Here is a 22,712-nt window from a genome sequence, read left to right as displayed (position 1 = left end):
TTTAACTCCTACTGGATCGCCAACAAAATGTATAGGTACTTCTACATCTAGACTTCCATGAGCAGCTACGGAGAAAAAACTTAGGTGAAGAATTAAGGGTTTATAGGGATGAGATTGAACTTCCCGAAGAATAGTTTTGCCACTCCAAGAAATATCAGGAACTTGAAGATCGATGATAGTATTGTTAATAGAGGTATCCTTTAACAACTTTTGTGCTTTTTTAACTTCAATTGTTAATGGAACTGATTCTGTACCTTGATGACCATATAATACTGCAGGAATTAATCCTTCTCGTCTTAGAGCTTTGGTTTTGCTACCTTCAGGTCTTTTTTGACATTCTACTGTAACTTCCATCTTGACTTTTTTCGCTTAGTTTGCTTACCAATTATACCAAAGTTTTTGACATAGCAGAAGAAAGAAGGAAGAAGGAAGAAGGAAGAAGGAAGAAGGGAAAATAGATTATTAATAGCTATCTAGAAAAAACACTCTTTTCACTTCAACCACAAATTTCTCTATCAGGACTTACGCAAAGACTCTATACATAGAAGTCTTGGTGCGTTACGCTAGCGCTAACACACCCTACTGGACTGACACATCTAAAATAGTGCAATAAATGTAGGTTGGGTTGAGGAACCGTTAGCGGAGCTTATCCGTCAGGATAAACCCAACAGTAGTAAGCTTTTGTTGGGTTTCACTCCGTTCAACCCAACCTACATTTTTAGGCGTGTCAGTCCACTACTGGATTGTTTCACCTAAAATAGTGCATTAGGGAGTAGGAAAGTAGGGGTGTAGGGGAGTAGGGGAGAAAGATTACTGTTGAGTTTATCCTGTGGATAAGCTACGCTAACGGTCCCTCAACCCAACCTACATCTATTGCAACATTTAAGATGAAACAGTCCACTACCAATAGCTTTCTTCTTCTTCCTTCTTCCTTTTTCCTTCTTCCTTCTTCAAACCCATCCACATTAAAATCAATTTCGATTAATTAAGAAATAATCGTAGTACCATGGGAACCTAAGAGTGCTCGCTTTGGCCCATGAATTGGATCTTCAACTACAATAGTCTGGTCACGACTAGCTCCTAAAGAAACAATAGCAATAGGCACATTCATTAGCTCTGCCAAAAACCGTAAATAATCTAAAGCTTGCTTGGGTAAATCTTCAAGACTTCTACAATCTACAGTTGGCTTTTGCCAACCAGGTAAAGTTTCATAAATAGGTTTACATTTAGCTAGCTGCAAGGAACTACTGGGAAAATCTTCACAACGCTCACCCTCCATGTCATAAGCTACACATACTTTAATCTCTGACAATTCATCCAATACATCTAATTTAGTAATTGCCATACAGTCCATACCATTAATTCGGACTGCATAACGTCCAATTACCCCATCAAACCATCCACACCGACGTTCACGACCAGTTGTTGTCCCAAATTCTGCACCGCGATCGCGTAGCAATGTCCCTATATCATCTTGAGCTTCTGTGGGAAATGGTCCTTCTCCGACTCTAGTTGTATAAGCCTTCGCCACCCCAATTACTCGGTCAATCATTGTTGGCCCTACTCCTGCTCCTACACAAGCACCTCCTGCTACTGGATTTGAGGAAGTAACGTAAGGATAAGTACCGTGGTCTAAATCTAGGAGAGTACCTTGTGCTCCTTCAAATAAAATATTGTGTCTGCGCTCAATTGCATTGTAGATTTTCAAGGACGCGTCTATAACATTAGGTCTGAGGCGCTCTGCATACTCTAGATATTCTTTTACTACCTCGTCTGGGTCTAAAGGAGATAGATTATAAAGCTTCTCTAAAATTACATTCTTATAGTTAACTGTCCAATTTATCTGCTCTCTTAATCTATCTGGACTCATCAAATCAATCATCCGAATCCCAGTACGCTCGGACTTATCAGCATAAGTTGGACCAATACCTCTTCCTGTAGTTCCTATTTTTTGACTACCTCTACGTTCCTCTGATGCCCGGTCTATTAGTCTATGGTAAGGCATTGTCACATGAGCAGCTTGAGAAATCATCAAATTTGATGTGGAGATTCCTAAAGCTTCAACTTGGTCTAATTCTTCAATCAGAACTTTGGGGTCGATAACTGTTCCAGAACCAATGATACACTCAGTATCAGGATAAAGAATACCGGAAGGAATTAAGTGTAGTTTAAATGTTTGACCATCAACAACAACAGTATGGCCAGCATTTACTCCCCCCTGGTAACGTACTACCACATCTGCTGACTTGCTCAACAAATCAGTAATTTTTCCTTTTCCTTCATCGCCCCATTGGGCACCTATCACAATTACGTTAGCCAAGGGTCTCCTCTACGGATAGTTAACACGATTTGTTATTGTTGCATCTACTAAAAATTATGTCAATTTATTTTTGTTAATTATTGTTACAATAGACTTCTTGCAGAAGTCAGGGAATAGGGAATGGGGAATGGGGAATAGGGAAATAAGATTGTTTATTTCATATCTTGAATTGGTTTAATTAAATTTTGCCAGAGGTCTAATTTTAAGACCGTATATCTCAAACTCTTAACTGTCATTGAGGGTTCAAATACCAGGAGTCAGGATACCTGTTCCCTGTTCCCTGTTCCCTGTTCCCTGTTCCCTCTTTTCTAAGGATAAATTAAATTTATATGGCTTTACACGCAGAATTACACAGACATTTAGGAGGTTCCGTAGTTCCTAGAGTTTTATGGCGATATTTCCAACGCCAAAACGAGGAGCTAGCAAACCGTTTTCCGGAATATCAAAAATTTGAAGAATTTTATACCAAACCAAGGAACACATTAGATGAATATTTAGAACTACACACTTTAGTAGAACACGTTCAAACTATTGAGACATTGCCTTACTTTATTTATCGCTTAATTCGAGGTGCTTATACATTTGAAAATTTAGCTTATTTAGAGTTACGTTATACTCCTTACTTGAGAACTCCAGAGCATTTATCTCAGTCTCAACGTATAGATTTAATGTCAGAAATAGTTACAACTGTGGGTAAGGCAAGTCAACAAAATGAATACCCTATTGTTACTAGCCAAATTCTATGTATGCACACTAGATTACCTCATGAAGTTAATCAAGCAATTGTAGATTTAGCAGTGCAAATGCCAGAATATGTATGTGCTATAGATTTAGCTGGTGGAGATAATCATTATGGCGAACGTATAGATGAGTTTATTAAACTGTATAAATATGCGCGTTCCCAGAGGGTAAAAACTACTGGGCATCTTTATGAAACTCCCAACGGTTGTCATCCAGAATTACTACCTTATTTAATGCGAATTGGTCATGGAATTCAAATTCCTTTAAAACATCCAGAACTATTAAAAGAGGTAGCTAAGAAAGGGCAATGTTTAGAAGTTTGTCCAACTACTTATTTCAAGACAGGTACTATGGATAATATGAGTCAGTTAAAGACAGTATTTGACCAATGTTTTGATGCTGGAGTAGATATTGCTATTTGTACAGATAATGCTGGTTTACATAATGTACGTTTGCCGTTTGAATATGAGAATTTACTAACCTTAGATGTGATTGATTTTCGACAACTACAAGCTTGCCAAGATGCAGCATTTCGTCATGCTTTTGCTTGGCCTCATGGTAAGCGACCAGAGCAAATGTTAACAGGATTATTACAGCCAGAACCTATAGTTGCAGGAGCTGTAAATTCTAATCTGGTATAACAGTAAAAAGTACATTTCTTAGGCAGCTTTACTTTATAAGTAGGCTGTTTTTTTTCTCTAATATGAAATAGGCCGGAATTTATGGAGAGTGGGGAGTGGGGGAGTAGGGGAGTGGGGGAGTAGGGGAGTGAGGGAGTGGGGGAGTGGGGGAGATTGAAGTAATTAGGGTTTGCTGAAAAAATTGCTTGGTGGGGGTAGGACACGGAGACGCACCAGACGCGGGGACGCACCAGATGGGGAAACAGGCAATGGTTTCGCCATTTGATGTGAAGAAATTTTACTTGAATTTCAGCAGAAAATTTCAGTAAATTGATGCCAATAAGAGCCAATAACTTAGGAGATAAATTGAATATAAAAAGCTCCATTAGCTTAACTATCCTGACTTTTAGCTTTATTCAGCAAGCCCTAATTATAGAATTATTAACATACAGCAGATTTGGTCGTATATGAGGTACAAATATTAACGTTAAGATGTTGGTAGTGCGGGCATCTTGCCCGCAAAGGACATACCTCACTAAGATGAAATCTGCTGTATACTATATAACCTGATTTTATATAATACTAATTCCCATGCATTAATGCTATACTTCAGTTATACTTCAACAGTCAAATATTTACCAAGATTCAAAGTCTTTTTTTGGCAATTATTAGTTCGGTGAGTAATTATTTTTCCTACTTTTAACCTGGCATTGCATAATTGCGGGATGATTTTGTTAGAGAGCAGAAACCATAATCCCCGTGTCCCCGTGTCCCCGTGTCCCCGTGTCCGCCGAAATCATCCCAGTATTCAGCAACACCTTAACCCCTCCCCCCACCTGCCACACTTCTCACACTTCCCCTCCCAGGAGTGGTTAGGGGTGGGTCCCCACCCAATCATACTAAGCATTCTTGCGTGAGAAATGGTATAAGAGGCTAGCAGTTAAAGGGTGTTGTGCGCTAACTTTCAAGTACAAAATGACCGCTTTTTCTCTTAACTGGAGTTGCTCTAAGCCTTAATTATTCGGTAAAGTCTTTTAACTGCCCTAATTATTCGCGACATTCTTTTTCCACACTTGGTATTAGTAATACCAATTATTCAATATAATTCCACAGAAAAGAACTTAGAAATTCATACTAGAAGGAACTTATTCAATCCTATTTGTTATTTATATCTATTATTATTTTCCCTTTTTTTATTCTTCCTTTTCCCTTTTTCCTTCTTCCTTCTTCCTTCTTCCTTCTTACTTCTTACTTTCTTAATCAAAGTAGATATTCTAGAATAACTATGGTAACTTATTAGATAATAATGTCTCAAACTTTTATCTAGGTCAGGTGGTGTAACCCCCCAAGCGTGATTTTTATTAAAGCTGCATTTCTATAATCTTGTAACATAATGCAATGCATATCTTGATCGAGGGAATTTTTTCTGATTTTGTCATAACTACTCTGGAAGGAATATCAAAGTTTGCTACTACAATTATCATCAAACAAACTTGAAAATTAAGTAACCAACATGAAGCAAAATAGTCTATATGATTCCTGCTATTTATTTCTATCAACTATGATAATATTCACACTATGTATATTAAATTTTGGCTGTAATAACCAAGCAAAAATGTCAGAAGACCCCGAATCAACTTTCTCTAAAAAACAGTTATATTCTACAGTTAATCAAGTATCAGACGAAATTTTTCAAACAGAAATCAAAGCTGCCAAACCTTGGAAAATAGCCTACATTCTCAAAACAACTCCAGAAGAACCTTATTGGAAAGATGTTAAAGAAGGCGCTGAAAAGGCTTCACAAAATTTCAATGTAGATATAACTATAATTAATTCCGAAAAACCTCAAACAACAGAATTTGTTGAAGACCAAATTATTCTAGTAGCAAATTTAATTGAAACAGAAGAAATAGATGGAATTATTATCGGTTCATCTGATTCAATTCGATTAGTTCCTGCCGTCGAAAAAGCTATTAATTCCGGTATACCAGTTATTGCTATGGATACTCCACTTAATAGCGATCGAATACTAACTTTTGTTGGATTTGATAATTTTGCTGGGGGAAAATCAATGGGTGAGTGGGTGGTTAAAAAATTAGGGGGAAAAGGTACAGTTGCCATTTTAGATGGTGCGCCTAATCACGATAATGCTATTCAACGTCGCCTGGGTTTTATGGCAGGTTTAAAAATAGGGGATATGAAAATAATTGCTATTGAATCTGCTAATTGGGAGCAATCAAAAGCACAAGAAGTTACCACAAACTTGTTAAAAAAGTTTGACAATATTGATGCAATTATAGCGGCCAATGATAGCATGGCTTTAGGGGCTAGTCAAGCAGTAGAAAATAGTCAATATCCGCCAATAATTATTACAGGATTTGATGGTCTAGAAAATGGTTTAGAAGCAATTAAACAAGGTAAAATTACAGCTACAATTAATCAAGCACCTAAACAACAAGCACGATTGGCAATTCAATTAATGATTCGCCATTTAGAAAATGGAGAAACTTTCCCTAATATTATCCTTTTACCAAATACTGAAGTCATAACTTCAGAAAATTTTGATTGAAGAAGGAAGAAGGAAGAAGGAAGAAGGTTTTTTCCCATTGTTAGCTTGATTTTATACAGGCTCCGATGCTACCGGACATGAGATTAACCCCGCAAAAGAAGAGATAAATTTAATTAGCAAAATTATGAATATGAATAATATTTATACCAAAATTTTTTATCCTAATTTAAAAACTCAGGAATTAGAAAAACAACCAACCTCCTTGAGGAAACAAATAACATTTAGGGTTATTATACTTAGTTTAATTGCTATTCTCGGTATTACAGCTACAACTTTGCTGAGTTTGTTAGTGACAATACAACAAGCTCATCAAAAAATTAATCATGCAAAAGTAGAAGCAGCTACAAGCTTTAACCAATTTTTTTTGGCACTAGAAAGCGATATGGTAGCAACAAGTGCTGCTTTATCAACAACTAATAATGTCAATAAAATCAACTTGATAATGAATCAGATGCGAGATAGAAATCGCTCTTTTTTAGATTTAAAAGTTGTAGATATGGATGGGAAAGTTTTAGTACAAAATAGTAGATTTAATAGTCCAAAACAAAAACAAATAGATCGACAACCTTGGTTATCAGATCGTGGTCGAGTTGAATCTTTATATATTAGTAATGTCCAATTTGAAAATCAACAACCATATATAGAAGTAGCGATCGCTGTTACTAATGATATTGGCATTTCTCAAAGTTCATTAGTGGCGAGAGTTGACTTGACAGAATTATGGGATAAAACAATTGAAATTAAAGTCGGAAGCAATGGTTGTGTATATATAGTAAACAATGAAGGCTTAGTCATTGTTCATCAGAACCAAAATTTTATTCAAAAAACAACAAACCTTCAAGCATTATCTGGTGAGAACAGCAGCAAATATAAACCACAAATAAATATATATAAAACAATTGATAAAAATTGGGTATTTTCTAATAGTAAAAATTTAGCCAAAGTACCTTGGTTAGTTATTGTTGAAGAACCAATAAAAGAAGCTCTTAAACCATTCTTAATACCAGTAATATTTTTATTGTTGACTCTGCTATCTATAATCTTAATTGTCTATAACATAGTTTATTTTACTCGACATAGAATCGTATTACCATTACGCTTTATAGACCAAGCCGTAACTACTATGGCAAATGGAGCATTAAATCATAGAATAAAAGTTAAACATAATGATGAACTGGGAGCTTTAGGACAATCTTTTAATCAAATGGCTGAACAGTTACAAAATTCTTTTGAAGCATTAGAAATTCGAGTCAAAGAACGTACTGCTGAATTAATGGAAGCAAAAGTAGCTGCTGATACTGCCAATAAAGCAAAAAGTGAATTTTTAGCAAACATGAGCCATGAATTACGGACTCCTCTCAATGGAATATTAGGTATAGCCCAACTTCTGCAAAATTCACCAAATTTTACATCTCAAGAACAACAAGAAGTTGAAATTATTTATCAATCTGGTTCTCATTTATTAACACTCATTAGTGACATTCTCGACATATCTAAAATAGAAGCTGGCAAACTAGAATTGTTACCAGAAGAGTTAGATTTTCCTAAGTTTATTCATGGAATAGTTGAAATATTCAGGATTCGTGCCCAAGAAAAGAAAATTTCTTTGAACTATCAAGTTACTAACAAATTACCTCCTAGAGTTATAGTAGATGAAAAAAGATTAAGACAGGTACTAATTAATTTATTAGGAAATGCAATTAAATTTACCGATCAAGGAGAAGTTAATTTTAAAGTAGACTCTATTGGAGAAAATGATTCACAATCAGAAAAACAACAAAAAATTCGTTTTCAAGTAGAAGACACAGGTAAAGGTATCGATCCTAATAATTTAGAAAAAATTTTCCTACCATTTGAACAAGTAGGAAAGAATCAAGACAAAGTTGAAGGAACAGGATTAGGACTAGCAATTAGCAACAAAATAGTAGAGATGATGGGAGGTTCATTAAAAGTAACTAGCAAACCAGGAGTTGGTAGTATTTTCTGGGTAGATTTAGACTTACCTCTTGCTCAAGAATCACCACAGCAAGTCAACTCAAATTTATCATTAATTACTACTCAAAAATCTAATAATTCCCAGACTATAAAACAATCTATTGTACGCATTCTCTTAGCAGAAGATAATCCTGTAAACCAAATTATTGCGAAGAAGATGTTGCATCGTTTAGGATATACTATAGAAATAGCAAAAAACGGTTTATTAGCAGTAGAAGCAGTCAAAAACCAATTCTACGACATCATTTTTATGGATATACAAATGCCTGAAATGGATGGGATAGAAGCTACTCATCATATCCGTCAACAGTTTAAAAATACTGAATCTACTTGCCAACCTTGGATTATTGCTATGACAGCAAATGCAATGAAAGAAGACCGAGAAAACTGTCTCAAAGCAGGTATGAATGACTATCTAAGTAAACCTGTACAACTGCATGAACTTGTTGCAATTCTAGAAAAATTCCACAAATTAAACCATGTCCAGTAGCATCGGTATTGTATGGCGAAGGTAATTTCAGTTATCAGTTATCAGTTATCAGTTATCAGTACTTCTAGCTGTTTGCGCAGCATGACCTAGGAAAGTAAGAGGCTTAAAATATGGCATAAGTTCTTTTTTTTATCTCCTTAAAAAGGGGAAGGCTTAAGAGTCAAGAAAAAAACTTAAATTTCCCATATATATTCGTGCTTTAGTTTACATAAAAGCGACTCAATGGATATGATATAACTTCTAATTAACAATCTAATTACACCAATGCTAACAGATTTGATATATTTAGCTTTTTTAATTAATTCAATACAGAATAATTGCCAAAATTAGCCTAATTCGCATTTAGTTTTAGACCAATACAAAAGCAATTTGTAGCCAATATTTACCCAAATGGCATTAATTCCAATTGTCAAAGATTGAATTTTGATTATTCTCCTGAAATGTCTTAATCACTGGGTAATTTTTCCCCAGAACAATAATCGCAAATTCCGCCACCTAAAGAAAAACAATAGCACTTAGCAGCTATCTCTTCAAAGTTAGTTTTCTCCTTTTTAGAAGGTTAAAATTTTACCCAAGGTTCTTCAAATTCATCATCATATCTCATCCACTTACCTTCATCAAAAAGTATCTTATAACAATTACCACTACCACGAGGAAACAAGACTACATAGTCTTCCTGAAATATTACCGAATTATTAATAATTAATAATTAATAATTAAATAATTCGCGCCTTGAAGCTTCCCTTTACCAAATGAAATAGTATCCTCTATCTCTCCATTCTTCTGCTAAGGCCATATTGTTTTCGTTTTTTTGAATTATGTGTTTGAAATAGCAGTCAGCGGTCAGCAGTCAGCTATCAGCTTTTCAATGTGTACAATAGGGGATTCAAACCCCCATAAAAGGCGAACCCTTGGATTTTTAGCTGATAGCTAAATGCGCTCAAGCTAATAGCTAGTTAAATTTTATCAGGACTTACGCACAGATACTAAATCTAGTTAGGGCGAATGCCATTCGCCCCTACAGATGGTATATTATTTGATATTTTGCGTAAGTCCTGTTAATTAAAGAAAATTAACTAGCTAACTCTTTAACCTTACTCATAATACCTTCAGGATCGATCCCTTGATGAGGGAACTGTTCCCATAGACCACCACAACCTTCTTGGTGAGTAGCTAGATAACCAAATTTAGGAGTCAGACCACGCTCCAATAACCAAGAACCGAAACGACTACCCAAACCTGTACGACGGTTGAACGCTTCAACAACCAATACAAAAGGAGCACTACCAACCTTCTGCAACATATCTTCGTCAATGACATTAAGAGTAGGTTTATTAATCAAACCAACATCTATTCCTTGCTGCTTCAGACGTTCCACTGCATCAAGGGAGCGATATAATGCATCACCAAAACTGACAATATAACCTGCTGAACCTTCCCGGATGACTTCATCTTTCCCAGGAGTAAATTTATAACCTTCACCAAATAATTCATTACCATTGCTGTCTAACAGAATTGGTACTTTGGAGCGAGTAGAAAATATAAACCGCATTCCGGTTTGAGTAAATACTGCTTCTACACAAGCTTTCATTTGGTTCGCATCAGCAGGGAAATACAAGCGAGTTTCATAACCGTCATCAAGACCGTTATCGGCAAACATATTATTGATGCCAAAGTGACAAGTATTGTCTGCCATGTCATCTATACCAGCGTGGGAGAAGTGACACAAAACGTTGGAGTTGTTCAACCGCGCCATTGTAATTTCAGAAATACACATTTCTAAGAAAGCACTGAATGTGGCAAAAATACCTTGCTTCCCTGCTTCCATACCAAACCCCGCAGCAGCAGAAAAATTGCCACGTTCCATGATGCCACCACTAATAAACCGCTCTGGAAAAGCATCATGAATTTGCTTGAACCCGCAGGAACCTTCTAAGTCACTGTCAACAAATAAATGATTTTTGCGTTCCTCTTCACTCATACCTTTGAGGACGGATACCACACTCTCGCCAAAGACATTACGGTTGGAACCCATTTTGTCACTTACACCCATGAATGTGTAACTTTGCTTTGGTTTTTCAATATCTTTAAGATAGTTAACTGCTTCAGTTCTGCCTTTTACTTCTAGATATTCGGTCGCTAATTTTAGAGGAATCACATCATGTCCATGGGTAGAACCTTCTAGACCTTCAATACCCACACTCATTTTCCGCTTATTAATAATAGCGATCGGACCTTCAGTTGTAGCCGCTTGACATATTCGTTGATACAGACCGTCTAAATCTTCCCCATCTCCTTCAAGCACGGTTAAGCCATGACCTGCTAGAGTTTTGTTGAGGTCGTAACCTTTTAAATAATCAGAAGGATGACCTGCAATTGTAACATCATTATCATCAATTATCAATTTAACATTGAGATTTTGTGCTACTGCCATTCTTGCTGCTTCAGCATCGTTACCCTCTTGTTGGGAACCGTCGGAACCCAAGCAAAAGACTAATTTATCAGGATTTGCCATTGCCACACCATTGATATAAGGCCACATATGACCTAATCTACCGGAACTGAATTTGACTCCAGGAGTAAATCCTAATTCTGGGTGTCCTGGTAAATGAGAATTTGCTGCCCGATAATTTACCAGACGTTCCACAGGAAGTTCTCCTGCGATAGCCGCCATTAAGTATTGAGTAGCTACACGGTGTCCAGCTTCATCAAAGAAAATAGGTACAAATTTTTCTGCCGCACCTCGGAAAAAGGCATCTAAAATCATAACTTCGGGTACTGTATCATAAGGGCCACCTGTATGACCTCCTACTCCTCTAGCAGCACCAGTAGCGGTGAAGAAAATTATAGTATCACGGCAAAGTTGAATATTTGCTTTGAGTGTGTCGCGTTGTTCGTCTGTGAGAGTTGGGTTTGTGGGGTCGAGAGAAAGTGGTTTATAGCTTCCTATGTCAATTGGAAATGGTGCTGTAGTAATTGTCATGCTTAATAACAGTGATAATATTTATCTATGCTTTATATATCTGTGTCCATAATTTATTTCACACCTGTGATGAGGGATAAAATGTTTATGGGCAAAGAGTTAAGGAAAGCCTACCATAGTTGGTGAATTTTTTAATAATTATTTTATTTTTTACTATCGAGTGAGGGCGAATGCCATTCGCCCCTACATCTAGTTTGTAGGTTGGGTTGACAAAGGAAACCCAACAAACCGATCTTTAGGAATGGGGATTATTGGGTTGTGAATCCCACTTTTTTCTTTCCTTTGGAATGCTACACAAACGAAATGATCTGCCAACAGGTGGCGGAGTAAAACAAAACTTACGGTACGATCGCTAATTATTTGAACTTGATATTGGATATTATTTTCTTTTGCTCTTAGTCGATATCCTAAAAATAAAGGTAGTGGTGCATTGTAATGGTGGTCTATTGTCATTATTTTGGTCAAGGACAAAATCAGTGGGAGCATCTTGCTCCCTTGCTTATATCTTGCTTTCTTGCTTATATCTTGCTCCCATGAAGCGCCGTTGTTCATCCCCATCTACCATTACACTCCGCAGGACTACCAAAATAAATTAAGGAAGTTATGAAAATTCCCTACGGAGGATTTCAAAAAAGGTTGATATTTGCTGAGGATGTCTTACGGTAGAGGTACATCAACTACTTTAAATGGAACTGTAACTACTGATTCAGCTGTGAAGAGGTACAAGTTTAGTCGTGTTTTGGGAGGTAGTTTTTCTTCAAAGCGATAAACTCGAATTTCTGCCCCACCATTTTCCATAGTAAAGGTACCCATAGAAGAGGAAGCTTGTTGTAAAATAACTTCACCACTTTCAGATTCAAATTCAATACCTTTTAGCTTTGAGTCTACATCCTTAATCAAAATTATTATGCTCTTGTCTTGTGGGATAGAAGCAAGCATAGAAGAAAATATAGAACACTTAAACTCTGCGAAAAAAACAGTCAAAGAACGAGCAAGCATAAAGTTTTCCTGTTGCTGAGTGACCTGCCGTTTGACTTCACATTGCTCATCTTGATTCATATCCTCTGGTTTTTGAATCAAAACCTCAATGTCTGAAGACTTGAGAACTGAATTGGAAATTGCCACACCAGTCTTGTCCAGGAAATTTTTCACTTTTACTGTTGATTTTGCATTTTGATCGGGAATAAAAATTTCCAGAGTACCTGAAATCTCCTTAATTGTTGCAGTTTGCCTAGTCGTCGGGCTTTTCAATGTTAAGTAAGCCGTAGTAAAGTTATACCCTGGTATGATTTATTTAAACTCACTTTCTGATTCTTCTGATTCATTTTTAATAATACTTTTCCCAGTTTCATCAACAGCTCTATCGACAGTTACACGTATTGCTTTAGCATCTACTAGCATATCCCCAAAAAACTTCAGGTAAATTTCTAACTTACTATTAAAAATATCAGTCCTAGTATCTGTAATATCTTCCACCGTTACTTCCACCTGACCCAAAACAGCAGGACAAAACATTAATGTGGCAACAGCAGCAGACATACAAGCAAGCTTGACTTTTGCAGCAGCTTTAGCGACTATCTCAATTGGACTTTTCATAACAACTATCTCTCTAGAAAAAGCTATATTAATAAGTCAGGCATAAATACAAAATTTATGAAAAAAGTTGAAAATTTCAAGCTATACTGTGACTGTAAACAAAAAAATACTTTTAGGAAATTTACCGAAAAATTCAGGTATAGCAGGGAACAGGGAACAGGGAACAGGGAACAGTGGTAAAAGCTTCTCTCTGTCTCAGGTTCATCACCAATCTCTGTCTGTCCTAACCTACTCTTTCCTTGCTACATAAAGCCTTTCCATTCATGGAGAAGAAAGCGGTTGAGGGATGGCGAGGTCTCGGAGCCATATCCAATCGACCAAGAGAAGAAAAAAATCCTTTTAACCAATCCTCTTATGTTTATCAGGACTTACGCAGAGACTCTATATATAGAGAGGGCGAATGCCATTCGCCCCTACAGATGGTGGTTTTACAGTCAATTTGCGTAAGTCCTGAATCAAAAGAGGTAATTCTAAATTCTAAATTCTAAATTCTAAATTCTTGAACCTTACCCATGCAGTTGCAACGTCAGTTTAGTGGACAACTCATCACATTAGACACCCAAAACTCGATTGGTGGCGGTGGGGAAGGCCGTATCTATCCTGTACTACAAGATCCTTCGTTAGTGGCCAAAATTTATCATAAACCCACAAATGAAGATGCTGATAAACTTACTGTCATGTTCTCTCATCCACCAGACGCACCGATGGCAGCCGAACATTCAGCGATCGCATGGCCTGTAGACCTACTACACACTATCAACAGTAAACAGAAAATCATCGGTTTTCTAATGCCGCGTGTTTTTAGAGCAGAACCGATACATATATTCTATAATCCTAGAAACCGTAGAGAACAAAAACCTCTGTTTAACTATCGTTATCTTCACCGCACAGCTCGTAATTTAGTAGCAGCAGTTAATGCTTTACACAAAAGTGGTTATGCTATAGGCGATATCAATGAGTCAAATATCTTGGTGACAGATACTGCTTTAGTGACGTTAGTGGATACAGACTCATTTCAAGTGTGCGACCCCTACACTCTAGAAGTTTATCGTTGTCCAGTGGGAAAACTAGAATTTACACCCCCAGAATTACAAGGTCAAAGTTTTCGAGATGTCGATCGCCTACCAGAACATGATTTATTTGGGGTTGCGGTGTTAATATTTCAGATTTTGATGGAGGGAACTCATCCGTTTGCTGGAGTTTATCAAGGTAGAGGTGAACCACCCAGTCTTGAAGCTCGAATTAAAGCAGGTCATTTTCCCTACAGTAAAAAGCGAGTTCCCTATCGCCCAACGCCACTTGCACCAGATTTTAAGACTTTGCATCCCAGTATACAAGAATTATTTATTGATTGTTTTGAAAAAGGGCATGAACATCCTCAAGAGCGCCCAGATACTAAAATTTGGTTGCAGGCGCTACGAGAAGCAGAAGATAGTTTGATAATTTGTCAAAAAAATCATCAACATTTATATAGTAATCATTTAAAATCTTGTCCGTGGTGCGATCGCACGAAAAAATTAAAAGGGCGCGACCCTTTTCCATCAAGGGAAGCAGTGCGAAATAAGAAACATCTGCAACCAGCTCAACCGAAGCCACGAAAATTGTTGTCTTTGGGTGAGCAGAAAACTACTACTCCAAAAAAAATAGCACCGCCAAAACCCATTATTATCAATAGACAAATGGGTCAATATCAACCTTTGTTAACTCCTATTCTTACCAAAACTCAACCACCATCATCACCAATAATTCCTCTGCCTGGTGGTGGAAATGGTATTGCTGGTATTGCTAAAGATGCTATGTGGGGTAGCCTTTGGGGAGTATTGTGTGCAGCAGCAGTAGCAGGTTTGGTATTAGGAATAATTAAAGGCAGCCTTGCCGTTTTTGGTGGTACAATAGTGGGAATATTGTGGGGCATTTTTTTCACATTAGCTTGGCAATATATTCTTCCTGTAGGGTCGTCAATTGGCAGTTTAGGTATAACTGGAGCATTTTGGGGAGGGTTTATTGCGGTTGCTATTAGTGGTAGTATATATGGAATTAGCAATCGTCAGGAGTTATTTGGACAAGCAGTTTTGTTTGGAGGATTTCTAGGTACTATTTGGGGAGGTTTTTGGAGTGCTTTTAAACCACCATTAACATTGCCTGTACCTGGACGAGTTTGGGGAAAACGTGGTTTACTTTTAGGTGCGATTTGGGGTGCTTTTTTAGGAACAGTTATTGGGGCAATTTTAGCTGGTGTTTTTGTATTTCAGGAAAGTATGAATGGGAATAGTAATTCTTGGCAAGAGTTAGTATCAATATTGATAAGTAGTATGATTCCATCAATAGGTGTAGGTGCAATCTGTGGGATTACAGGTGGTGCTTTTTTAGGACCTATTTTAGGTGCGCCAACTTTACCTTTACCAAAGAAATTATCAGGGTTCAGAGGTGCTTTTTTAGGTGTAACTTGGGGGTGTTTTTTAGGAGTAATTATTGGGGTAATTTTGGGTGGTATTTTACCGCAACTTTGGTCGATAGATTTAGTTAGAGTTATGCGAATTAATGAAGATTTAACTGTGATACTTTCAACAATTTTTGGGGCTGGTTTAGGTGCAATTGCTGGCTGTTTTTCTGGGGCAACTTGGGGAGGTATGGGAAAGTGGTAAAAAAATATGGGTGGTGGGGGTAGAACACGGAGACGCGGGGACGCGGGGACGGGTCGATTTGTGGAGAACAGGCAATGGTTTCGGTCATTTTATGTGAATAAATTTTCTTGAATTTCAGCAGAAAATTTCAGTAAATTGATGCAAATAAGAGCCAATAACTTAGGAAATAAATTGAATATAAAAAGTTCAATAGCCTTAAAACTATACTGACTTTTAGCTTTATTCAGCAAGCCCTAATTAAACGGATATGATATTAGACCTTCTGTTTTTTTCAAGATATAATAAATAAAAAGGCGTTGCTGATTCTGCGTATAATTTTGCCCCCCTAACCCCCCAATTTTGGGGGGAATAAAACTCTAAAAGTCCCCCTTGAACCCCTCCCGTCCCCCGCAGGATCGGGGGAAGCCAGATGTTGCTGCGCTTTTTGTTGAACGGGGGATTTAGGGGGCTTGACCAGAACTAAACAATCGCGCACTCATACTTCAATTCAGAAACGCCTAAATAAAAATTTACTGATAACTGAAATGACCATATCACCCCCACCAAAAAACTCAGAAATTATCCTAAATATAGAGCAAATTGAAACTTCAATTTTACAAAAATTTGTAGCTCCTCTAGCTAATGAAATAGATAGCGATCGAGAAACATTAAAAACAGCTTTAATGACTCTAGGAAAATCGGAATTATTAGGACTAAAAATTCCGCAAAAGTGGGGTGGGTTAGAATTAAATCAACAAGAATTTTTTAACTATCAATTGCTCATAGCAAGATATTCTGGAGCATTAGCTTTTCTCCAAACTCAACATCAAAGTGCAGCAGCAATGTTAGCATCAAGTCAAAACACTCAATTACAAGAACAATATTTACCTCATTTAAGCCACGGAAAAATCTTGTTAGGAATAGGCTTTTCTCAACTTAGACGTTCTGGAGAACCACCTGTAAAAGCTTTCCCGACTACAGGTGGATACAAGATAGAAGGAATTGTACCTTGGATAACTGGGTGGGATATATTTCAGGAATTTATTATTGCAGCAAAATTACCTGATGGCAGAGCAGTTTTTGGCATACTTCCTTTTGTTGAAACAACTAAATTAAATGGCAGTATTACTTTCTCAGAAATAATGCCTTTGTGTGCTATGAATTCAACCAATACTGTTAGTGCTACAGTAAAAAATTGGTTTCTACCTGATGAGCAGGTAGTTTCTATCAAACCTGTAAATTGGATTCACAATAGCGATCGACAAAAAGTTCTAGGCTTTAGTGCTTTTGGTTTAGGATGTGCTTTAGCAGGTATAGATATTATGAAAGAAATATCAAAAACTAAAACTCTTCCTTTTATTCGAGATGCAATTTCTTCCTTACAAAATCAGGTCGATCAATGTCGAAATGACATAGAAGAAGCCAATAAAAATCCTGATACTAATTTTGCGGAAAAACTCCACCTCAGAGCAACAGCTATTAACTTAGCCCAACGTTGTACTGCTGCTGCCGTTACTGTTTCTAGCGGTGCAGCTAATCACAAAAATCATGGAGCACAACGAGTTTATCGCGAGGCTTTAGTATACACAGTTTCAGGTCAAACTACAGATATTATGGAAGCTACTCTCGAAGTATTAGTAGACCGACACAGTCAGTCCAGTAGGGTGTGTTAGCGGTAGCGTAACGCACCTAATGCAACATTTAAGGTGTGTTACTTAATGCTTTTAGGTCCGTAGTAGCGTAACGCACCTGACACATCTAAAATGGTGCGTTACGACGGATTGCTGAATTCATTTCATAGTCTGAATTTAAGCCGTCTAACGCACCCTACAAGATTGGCTGTTCCCTATTCCCTATTCCCTATTCCCTATTAAATAGAATCTAATGGCACCCCTAACCATCCTGCAAAATTTTCTAATTGTTTGAGTGTAAGGCTGCTCAATGGTACCACTTGGTAATGACTAGGACTAGGAGTTGCTAAAGTTACCTGATGGGTCAAAAGTCGGTCGTGATGAAAAACCGTCACTTCAATCGAATCTCCTGGTTGATAATCTTTGAGGCGATCGCTCAACTTACCAGCACTTACCCGAAAACCATCTATTGCCAATAACTCATCACCCGCATCCAATCCCGCTAATTGTGCTGGCCCTTGGGCTTCGACAAATTTAATTATTTCTTTGCCATTGTTAGTGACGACATTCATACCTAAATCAGGCCATTTATTATCTTCTCTCTTAAGTCGTAATCCAAAAGGCTTGAGATATTCGTCAAAAGGCAATTCATCTACACCATCAATATATCTCTCAAAGAAGTCATCCAAATTTACTCCTGCTACTTCTTCAATTACACTTTTCAGTTGTTGGGGAGTAAAGCCTATTTCTGGTTTACCAAACTCCTCCCACATTCGGCGCATTACATCATCTAGGGAGTATTGATTTTGATGTTTTTCCCTAATTAACAAATCAAGCAATAAAGATACCATCGCTCCTTTTAAATAATAAGAAATCTGGCAATTATTACTATTAGCATCCCGACGATAAAGTTTAATCCAAGCATCCCAACTAGACTCACTTAGGGGTTGTACCTTTCGTCCTATTGTTGTGAGGAAAAGTGTAATTTCTTTTCCTAATCCTTGTAAGAAAGTTTGAACATCATAAACACCAGCTCTTAAAGGAATTAATAAATCATAATAGCTAGTTGTACCCTCACAAAACCATAGAGAAGGAGTATAATTTTCCTGTTCATAATTAAATACTTCTAGAGCTTGAGGTCGGATGCGCTTAACATTCCATAAGTGAAAAAATTCATGGGCAACTAATTGCATGAAGCGATCGCGTTTTTCCTTACTCCTAAAACTGAATCTAGGATAATTTAAAGTACAGCTAAATTTATGCTCTAAACCACCAAACCCCTGTCCAGATAGATGCAATAAAAATAGATATTTTTCATAAGGTAAACCACCAAAAAACTTTGCTTCTACATCAATAATTTTTTAATATCTGGAATTAGCTTTTCTGGTTCCGCATTACCTGTTCCCCAAATAGCTAACTGATGTGCTTTTCCTTGTACTTCAAATTGATATAATTGATGAGTACCTATTTCAAAAGGACTATCTACTAAAGTATCAAAATCTACTGCCTCAAATGTATGATAAGAGTCTGGAACTTCTGGTAAAGAAGTCGTTATTTTCCAATCAGGTTTAGGTGGAATAATTTTTATCCAAATCGAATTTTTCTCAGCTCCAGGAATATCAAAAAACAAAGCTGCACCATTAAAATAACCATGTGTAGAGTCTAAATGATTAGTGCGTACTGTTAATTCATTTGCAAATATCCTGTACTGTACTATTACTTCAGAATTTCCGGTAGTTTCTATTTGCCAATGATTTTTACTGAGCTTTTGCCAATGTAAAGAACATTCATTTTCACTATAAGCACAAAAATCTTGTAAATGTTTAGCATATTCTCTAACTAAGTAAGAACCTGGCGTCCATACTGGCATCTTTAAATCCAGTTTTTGAGCTTTTTGTAATGAAGGAGATAGCTGTTCAAGTTGAACGCGCAAACTAACCTCAAACAGATGAGATTCTGGATGAGGCATAAATACTTGATATTGAATTGCTGGTTTTTTAATGGTGGGACTGAGGGACACTGCTCTAGCTTCAGTCATGGTTATTTATGTTTGATATGAACTATTTCCATTTAATTTTAGTATATACATTTCCTCTTAATTCATCCCATATTAATATTATTTTTCAGACAAAGCTAGAGATTTTTCTTGCTTTTTGATAAAAATTTGAATGCTTAAAACATTATTATTTATCTAGTCTATTGGTAAACATTCAGCTAGCTTTTAGCTGTTTTATAAATAATGAATATACACTGCTAAGGTCAAGGTTTTTTTCCAATACTTTGAATTCTGCTTAAATGTCTCAATACTAAGTAGAGCAAGCTAAAAAAAGACACTTTATATTTAACAAAAAAACTCGTAAAGCCATTTAATATAAACTTTTGAGCTAATTTACAATTTGATAAATAGCGCCCAAAATTTACCATTTTCTACTTAATTCCTGTTATAAAGCCAATGAATTATAGCTGATAGCTGAATGCTGACCGCTGTTTGCGCAGCATTCCGGAGGAAATGCTTACCTATTGACTTGCTAAATGCATTAAATGTTTGAGATTAAGTAAGTGAATTACCTGATGTTCTTTATCTCTATTCATCCACCCCTTAGTCTGTAGTTTTGCCATGATTTTGCTAGTTTCTTCGATTGTTATATCTGTAACATCAGCTAAATCTTGGTCAGAAATATTAAATATTTCACAGGTTTTTTCTGTGGTCTGACCGTAATTTTCTACTAATTCAGCTAATGTATTAGCCAGTTTAACTGCAGGGGGTCTATGACGTAGTTGATAACGAATATTTGTTTGCCTGAGACGCTTGACCATCAGTTGAAGCATTCGATGATGTAGCTGAGGGTCTTTGAAGAGAGTTTGAATAAATCTTTGAGCTGAAATACTAATTAAACGTACTGGTGATAAGGCAACGACATCATTTGAGCGTGGTGACTCATCTAGAATGGCCATTTCTCCAAAAAAATCTCCTCTCCCTAGAATAGCAAGTGCCACTGAGTTGTCAGGGGGCAATCTGCGTCTAACTTTGACCCAACCGGATACCACGAAGTAAACTGCATTACCCCAAGCATCCTCCATGAGGACTACTCTATTTGAGGGGTATTCGTGTTTTACTGCAACTGAAAGTAGCCATTCCAAGGTTTCTGGGTTAGCCCCCTTAAACAGAGGAAAAAGCTCGCTGAAAGCTTCTGTCTGCATGAAAATTACTGCTCTTTGTCGTATCTTGTGTTAAACTCTACAGATATCATAACTGGAGTTTTTTAGTTAAGCCAAATTATGTTTTTATTCTTAATTATCTCCACTAAGTTTGATTAAATTAAAGGAGTACTACCTTATCATTATTCTTTGCTTATTGCAAACTTGATTTAAATTGAATATTTAATATAGCCATTGAAGGAAAGGTTATATCATTTCTCAAAAACTTTTCAACCCGTATCTTGAGCAGGGGAGTGGGGAACCCACCTAACCCCTCCCAGGAGGGGAATAGGGGAGAAGTAAACATAATAATAATTAATGCGCTCCTAGGGTGCTAATTATCAAAAAGGTGATTATATTTGTGTTAATTACTTAATAATTGAAGTGCTACCTAAGTTAAGCATTAATGCATAGTAATTGGTATTAGGATAGGTCAAAAGCTTAAAATTCAGACAAAGCAATATTTTTCCTTCTTCCCTCTTCCCTCTTCCTTCTTCCTTCTTCCTTCTTCCTTCTGCCAAAATAACCAAAAAAAACGGGCTAACCCGACACTTGGTTAACCCGCAAACTTGGGAACGCGCAAATAGATTACTTCTGCACAACCAACTTAACATTAGCGTTTTGTAGACCACGTTGCTTAACAGCAGCTAAAGTCTTATTAACGGCATATTTCTGATTGATAGAGTTGATCAACTCAGTTTGATTGTGCTTTTTCGCAACACCCCATAGGTCAGCGATGAGATCAAAAGAACCATCACTGTTGGAAGACCAACCTAAATCATATTCACCTTCGAGAACAGCAACGATATCTGAGCGTACACGTTGGCCATTATAGCCACGAACATCAGCATTAGTTTTAACTGTGATACCCAAGTCACGCAAAGAAGCTTTTAAGATTTCAGAATCAGTGATCTTGGTACGCAGTGTGCTGAAGTGAGACATTCGAGTTTCCTCCTAATTTTAAACTGAAAACAGAAACAACAACGGTTTTATGAAACATTACCACTGCTCAGAATCGTTAAATTAATATCGAGTCAAGGTGGTTTTTTTAGGCACTGCTAGTAACTTTATCCATTACTAGCCTTTACTCCTGTTTGGACCAGGAGAAAGCTTTTAGAACTCCAGTCTTTGATACTCGGCGACTGAAGCTGCAGCAGGCCGCGCACGTTGTCTTGCCCAATCTCGTAGTGCAGTCACTTGCTCTGTCATGGTTTTCGACAACGGTAGTGTAGATTTAATCGCGGCAATAATATCTAGCTGTGTAAATTCTCTATCTTGAGCAAATGCCTCATACATAGCAGCGATTATGGCTTGCTCTATTTCTGCACCTGAAAAGCCTTCGGAAACTTTAGATAATTGATCTAGATCGAAGCGTTCTACTTCTCGACGTCTTTTTGCTAGGTGAATTCTGAAGATATCTTGACGTTCCTCTTTATTTGGTAAATCTACAAAGAAAATTTCGTCAAATCTACCTTTTCGCAAAAACTCTCCCGGTAAACGTTCTACTCGGTTGGCAGTTGCCATCACAAATACTGGAGAAGTTTTTTCTTGCATCCAAGTCAGGAATGAGCCAAATATTCTACTGGAAGTACCTCCATCAGAGTCTGCTGAACCAGTACTACCAGCAAAAGCTTTATCCAACTCGTCTATAAATAGTATAGCTGGTGATATTGACTCGGCTGTTTTTAGAGCATTTCGTAAATTAGCTTCAGAACGCCCTACCATTGAACCATCGTAGACTCGTCCCATATCCAAGCGTAATAACGGTAAACCCCAAAGGCGAGATGTAGTCTTCGCTATTAAAGATTTCCCGCATCCAGGTATTCCCAGGATTAACATTCCTTTTGGCTGAGGTAGGCCATATTCTCTTGCTCTCTCTGTGAAAGCATCAGAACGTTGCCTTAACCAGTGTTTAAGTTCCTCTAGCCCACCTACAGCATTAATA

16 protein-coding genes and 1 pseudogene are annotated in these 22,712 nt (G+C 37.1%); 5 read left to right on the top strand and 12 right to left on the bottom strand.

The window, feature by feature from the left end; translation table 11 throughout:
- The 3 genes from rplY to SAGCYANO_RS08930 form a co-directional block, all read right to left on the bottom strand.
- On the bottom strand, positions 1 to 354 hold a 354-nt coding region (rplY, locus tag SAGCYANO_RS08935; RefSeq protein ID WP_202219749.1), incomplete at its 3' end, for a 50S ribosomal protein L25.
- A gap of 484 nt (positions 355 to 838) precedes the next feature.
- Entirely contained in the window at positions 839 to 964 is a 126-nt protein-coding gene (locus tag SAGCYANO_RS47445; RefSeq protein WP_255502506.1) for a hypothetical protein, read from the bottom strand.
- 21 nt (positions 965 to 985) lie between these two features.
- Positions 986 to 2,320: an adenylosuccinate synthase gene (locus SAGCYANO_RS08930; protein WP_202219748.1), complete on the bottom strand. Its 1,335-nt coding sequence runs from the start codon at positions 2,318 to 2,320 to the stop codon at positions 986 to 988.
- Positions 2,321 to 2,649: 329 nt separating this feature from the next.
- Here SAGCYANO_RS08930 and SAGCYANO_RS08925 point away from each other — a divergent pair, with 329 nt between their 5' ends.
- The 3 genes from SAGCYANO_RS08925 (at position 2,650) to SAGCYANO_RS08915 (ending at position 8,735) form a co-directional block, all read left to right on the top strand.
- On the top strand, positions 2,650 to 3,702 hold the full coding sequence (locus tag SAGCYANO_RS08925; protein ID WP_202219747.1) for an adenosine deaminase: 1,053 nt from the start codon (positions 2,650 to 2,652) through the stop codon (positions 3,700 to 3,702).
- Positions 3,703 to 5,296: 1,594 nt separating this feature from the next.
- Positions 5,297 to 6,250 carry a sugar ABC transporter substrate-binding protein gene (locus SAGCYANO_RS08920; protein ID WP_237395992.1) on the top strand — a complete coding sequence of 318 codons (954 nt, stop codon included), beginning with the start codon at positions 5,297 to 5,299 and terminating at the stop codon, positions 6,248 to 6,250.
- A 130-nt stretch (positions 6,251 to 6,380) separates the two neighbouring features.
- A complete protein-coding gene (locus SAGCYANO_RS08915; RefSeq protein ID WP_237395991.1) occupies positions 6,381 to 8,735 on the top strand; it encodes a hybrid sensor histidine kinase/response regulator in 2,355 nt (784 codons plus the stop codon).
- A gap of 1,072 nt (positions 8,736 to 9,807) precedes the next feature.
- Here the strand turns inward: SAGCYANO_RS08915 and SAGCYANO_RS08910 are convergent.
- The 4 genes from SAGCYANO_RS08910 to SAGCYANO_RS08895 form a co-directional block, all read right to left on the bottom strand.
- Positions 9,808 to 11,718, bottom strand: coding sequence for a transketolase C-terminal domain-containing protein (locus tag SAGCYANO_RS08910; RefSeq protein ID WP_202219744.1), 1,911 nt, complete (start codon positions 11,716 to 11,718; stop codon positions 9,808 to 9,810).
- A gap of 189 nt (positions 11,719 to 11,907) precedes the next feature.
- Positions 11,908 to 12,171: a hypothetical protein gene (locus SAGCYANO_RS08905; RefSeq protein WP_202219743.1), complete on the bottom strand. Its 264-nt coding sequence runs from the start codon at positions 12,169 to 12,171 to the stop codon at positions 11,908 to 11,910.
- 204 nt (positions 12,172 to 12,375) lie between these two features.
- Positions 12,376 to 12,969 carry a hypothetical protein gene (locus SAGCYANO_RS08900; RefSeq protein WP_202219742.1) on the bottom strand — a complete coding sequence of 198 codons (594 nt, stop codon included), beginning with the start codon at positions 12,967 to 12,969 and terminating at the stop codon, positions 12,376 to 12,378.
- Between the two features lie 39 nt (positions 12,970 to 13,008).
- On the bottom strand, positions 13,009 to 13,314 hold the full coding sequence (locus SAGCYANO_RS08895) for a hypothetical protein (protein ID WP_202219741.1): 306 nt from the start codon (positions 13,312 to 13,314) through the stop codon (positions 13,009 to 13,011).
- 512 nt (positions 13,315 to 13,826) lie between these two features.
- Here SAGCYANO_RS08895 and SAGCYANO_RS08890 point away from each other — a divergent pair.
- Both SAGCYANO_RS08890 and SAGCYANO_RS08885 read left to right on the top strand, forming a co-directional pair.
- Positions 13,827 to 15,959, top strand: coding sequence for a DNA-binding protein (locus SAGCYANO_RS08890; RefSeq protein WP_202219740.1), 2,133 nt, complete (start codon positions 13,827 to 13,829; stop codon positions 15,957 to 15,959).
- A 524-nt stretch (positions 15,960 to 16,483) separates the two neighbouring features.
- The gene (locus SAGCYANO_RS08885) at positions 16,484 to 17,611 is read left to right on the top strand and encodes an acyl-CoA dehydrogenase family protein (protein WP_202219739.1); all 1,128 of its coding nucleotides are present in this window, start codon (positions 16,484 to 16,486) and stop codon (positions 17,609 to 17,611) included.
- Positions 17,612 to 17,808: 197 nt separating this feature from the next.
- On the opposite strand, the pseudogene SAGCYANO_RS08880 reads toward SAGCYANO_RS08885, so the two are convergent.
- The 5 genes and pseudogenes from SAGCYANO_RS08880 to SAGCYANO_RS08860 all read right to left on the bottom strand — a co-directional run.
- A pseudogene (locus tag SAGCYANO_RS08880) lies at positions 17,809 to 19,607 on the bottom strand (M61 family metallopeptidase).
- 479 nt (positions 19,608 to 20,086) lie between these two features.
- Positions 20,087 to 20,770 carry a Crp/Fnr family transcriptional regulator gene (locus tag SAGCYANO_RS08875; protein ID WP_202219738.1) on the bottom strand — a complete coding sequence of 228 codons (684 nt, stop codon included), beginning with the start codon at positions 20,768 to 20,770 and terminating at the stop codon, positions 20,087 to 20,089.
- 365 nt (positions 20,771 to 21,135) lie between these two features.
- Positions 21,136 to 21,297, bottom strand: coding sequence for a hypothetical protein (locus SAGCYANO_RS08870; RefSeq protein ID WP_202219737.1), 162 nt, complete (start codon positions 21,295 to 21,297; stop codon positions 21,136 to 21,138).
- A 58-nt stretch (positions 21,298 to 21,355) separates the two neighbouring features.
- Positions 21,356 to 21,709: a DUF1257 domain-containing protein gene (locus SAGCYANO_RS08865; protein WP_202219736.1), complete on the bottom strand. Its 354-nt coding sequence runs from the start codon at positions 21,707 to 21,709 to the stop codon at positions 21,356 to 21,358.
- Positions 21,710 to 21,880: 171 nt separating this feature from the next.
- Positions 21,881 to 22,712 (bottom strand): AAA family ATPase (locus tag SAGCYANO_RS08860; RefSeq protein ID WP_202219735.1); only part of this gene is annotated, 832 nt, incomplete at its 5' end.

The organism is Okeania sp. KiyG1, from assembly GCF_014132355.1.
GTDB lineage: Bacteria > Cyanobacteriota > Cyanobacteriia > Cyanobacteriales > Microcoleaceae > Okeania.
This window is presented reverse-complemented; position numbering and strand designations above follow the sequence as displayed.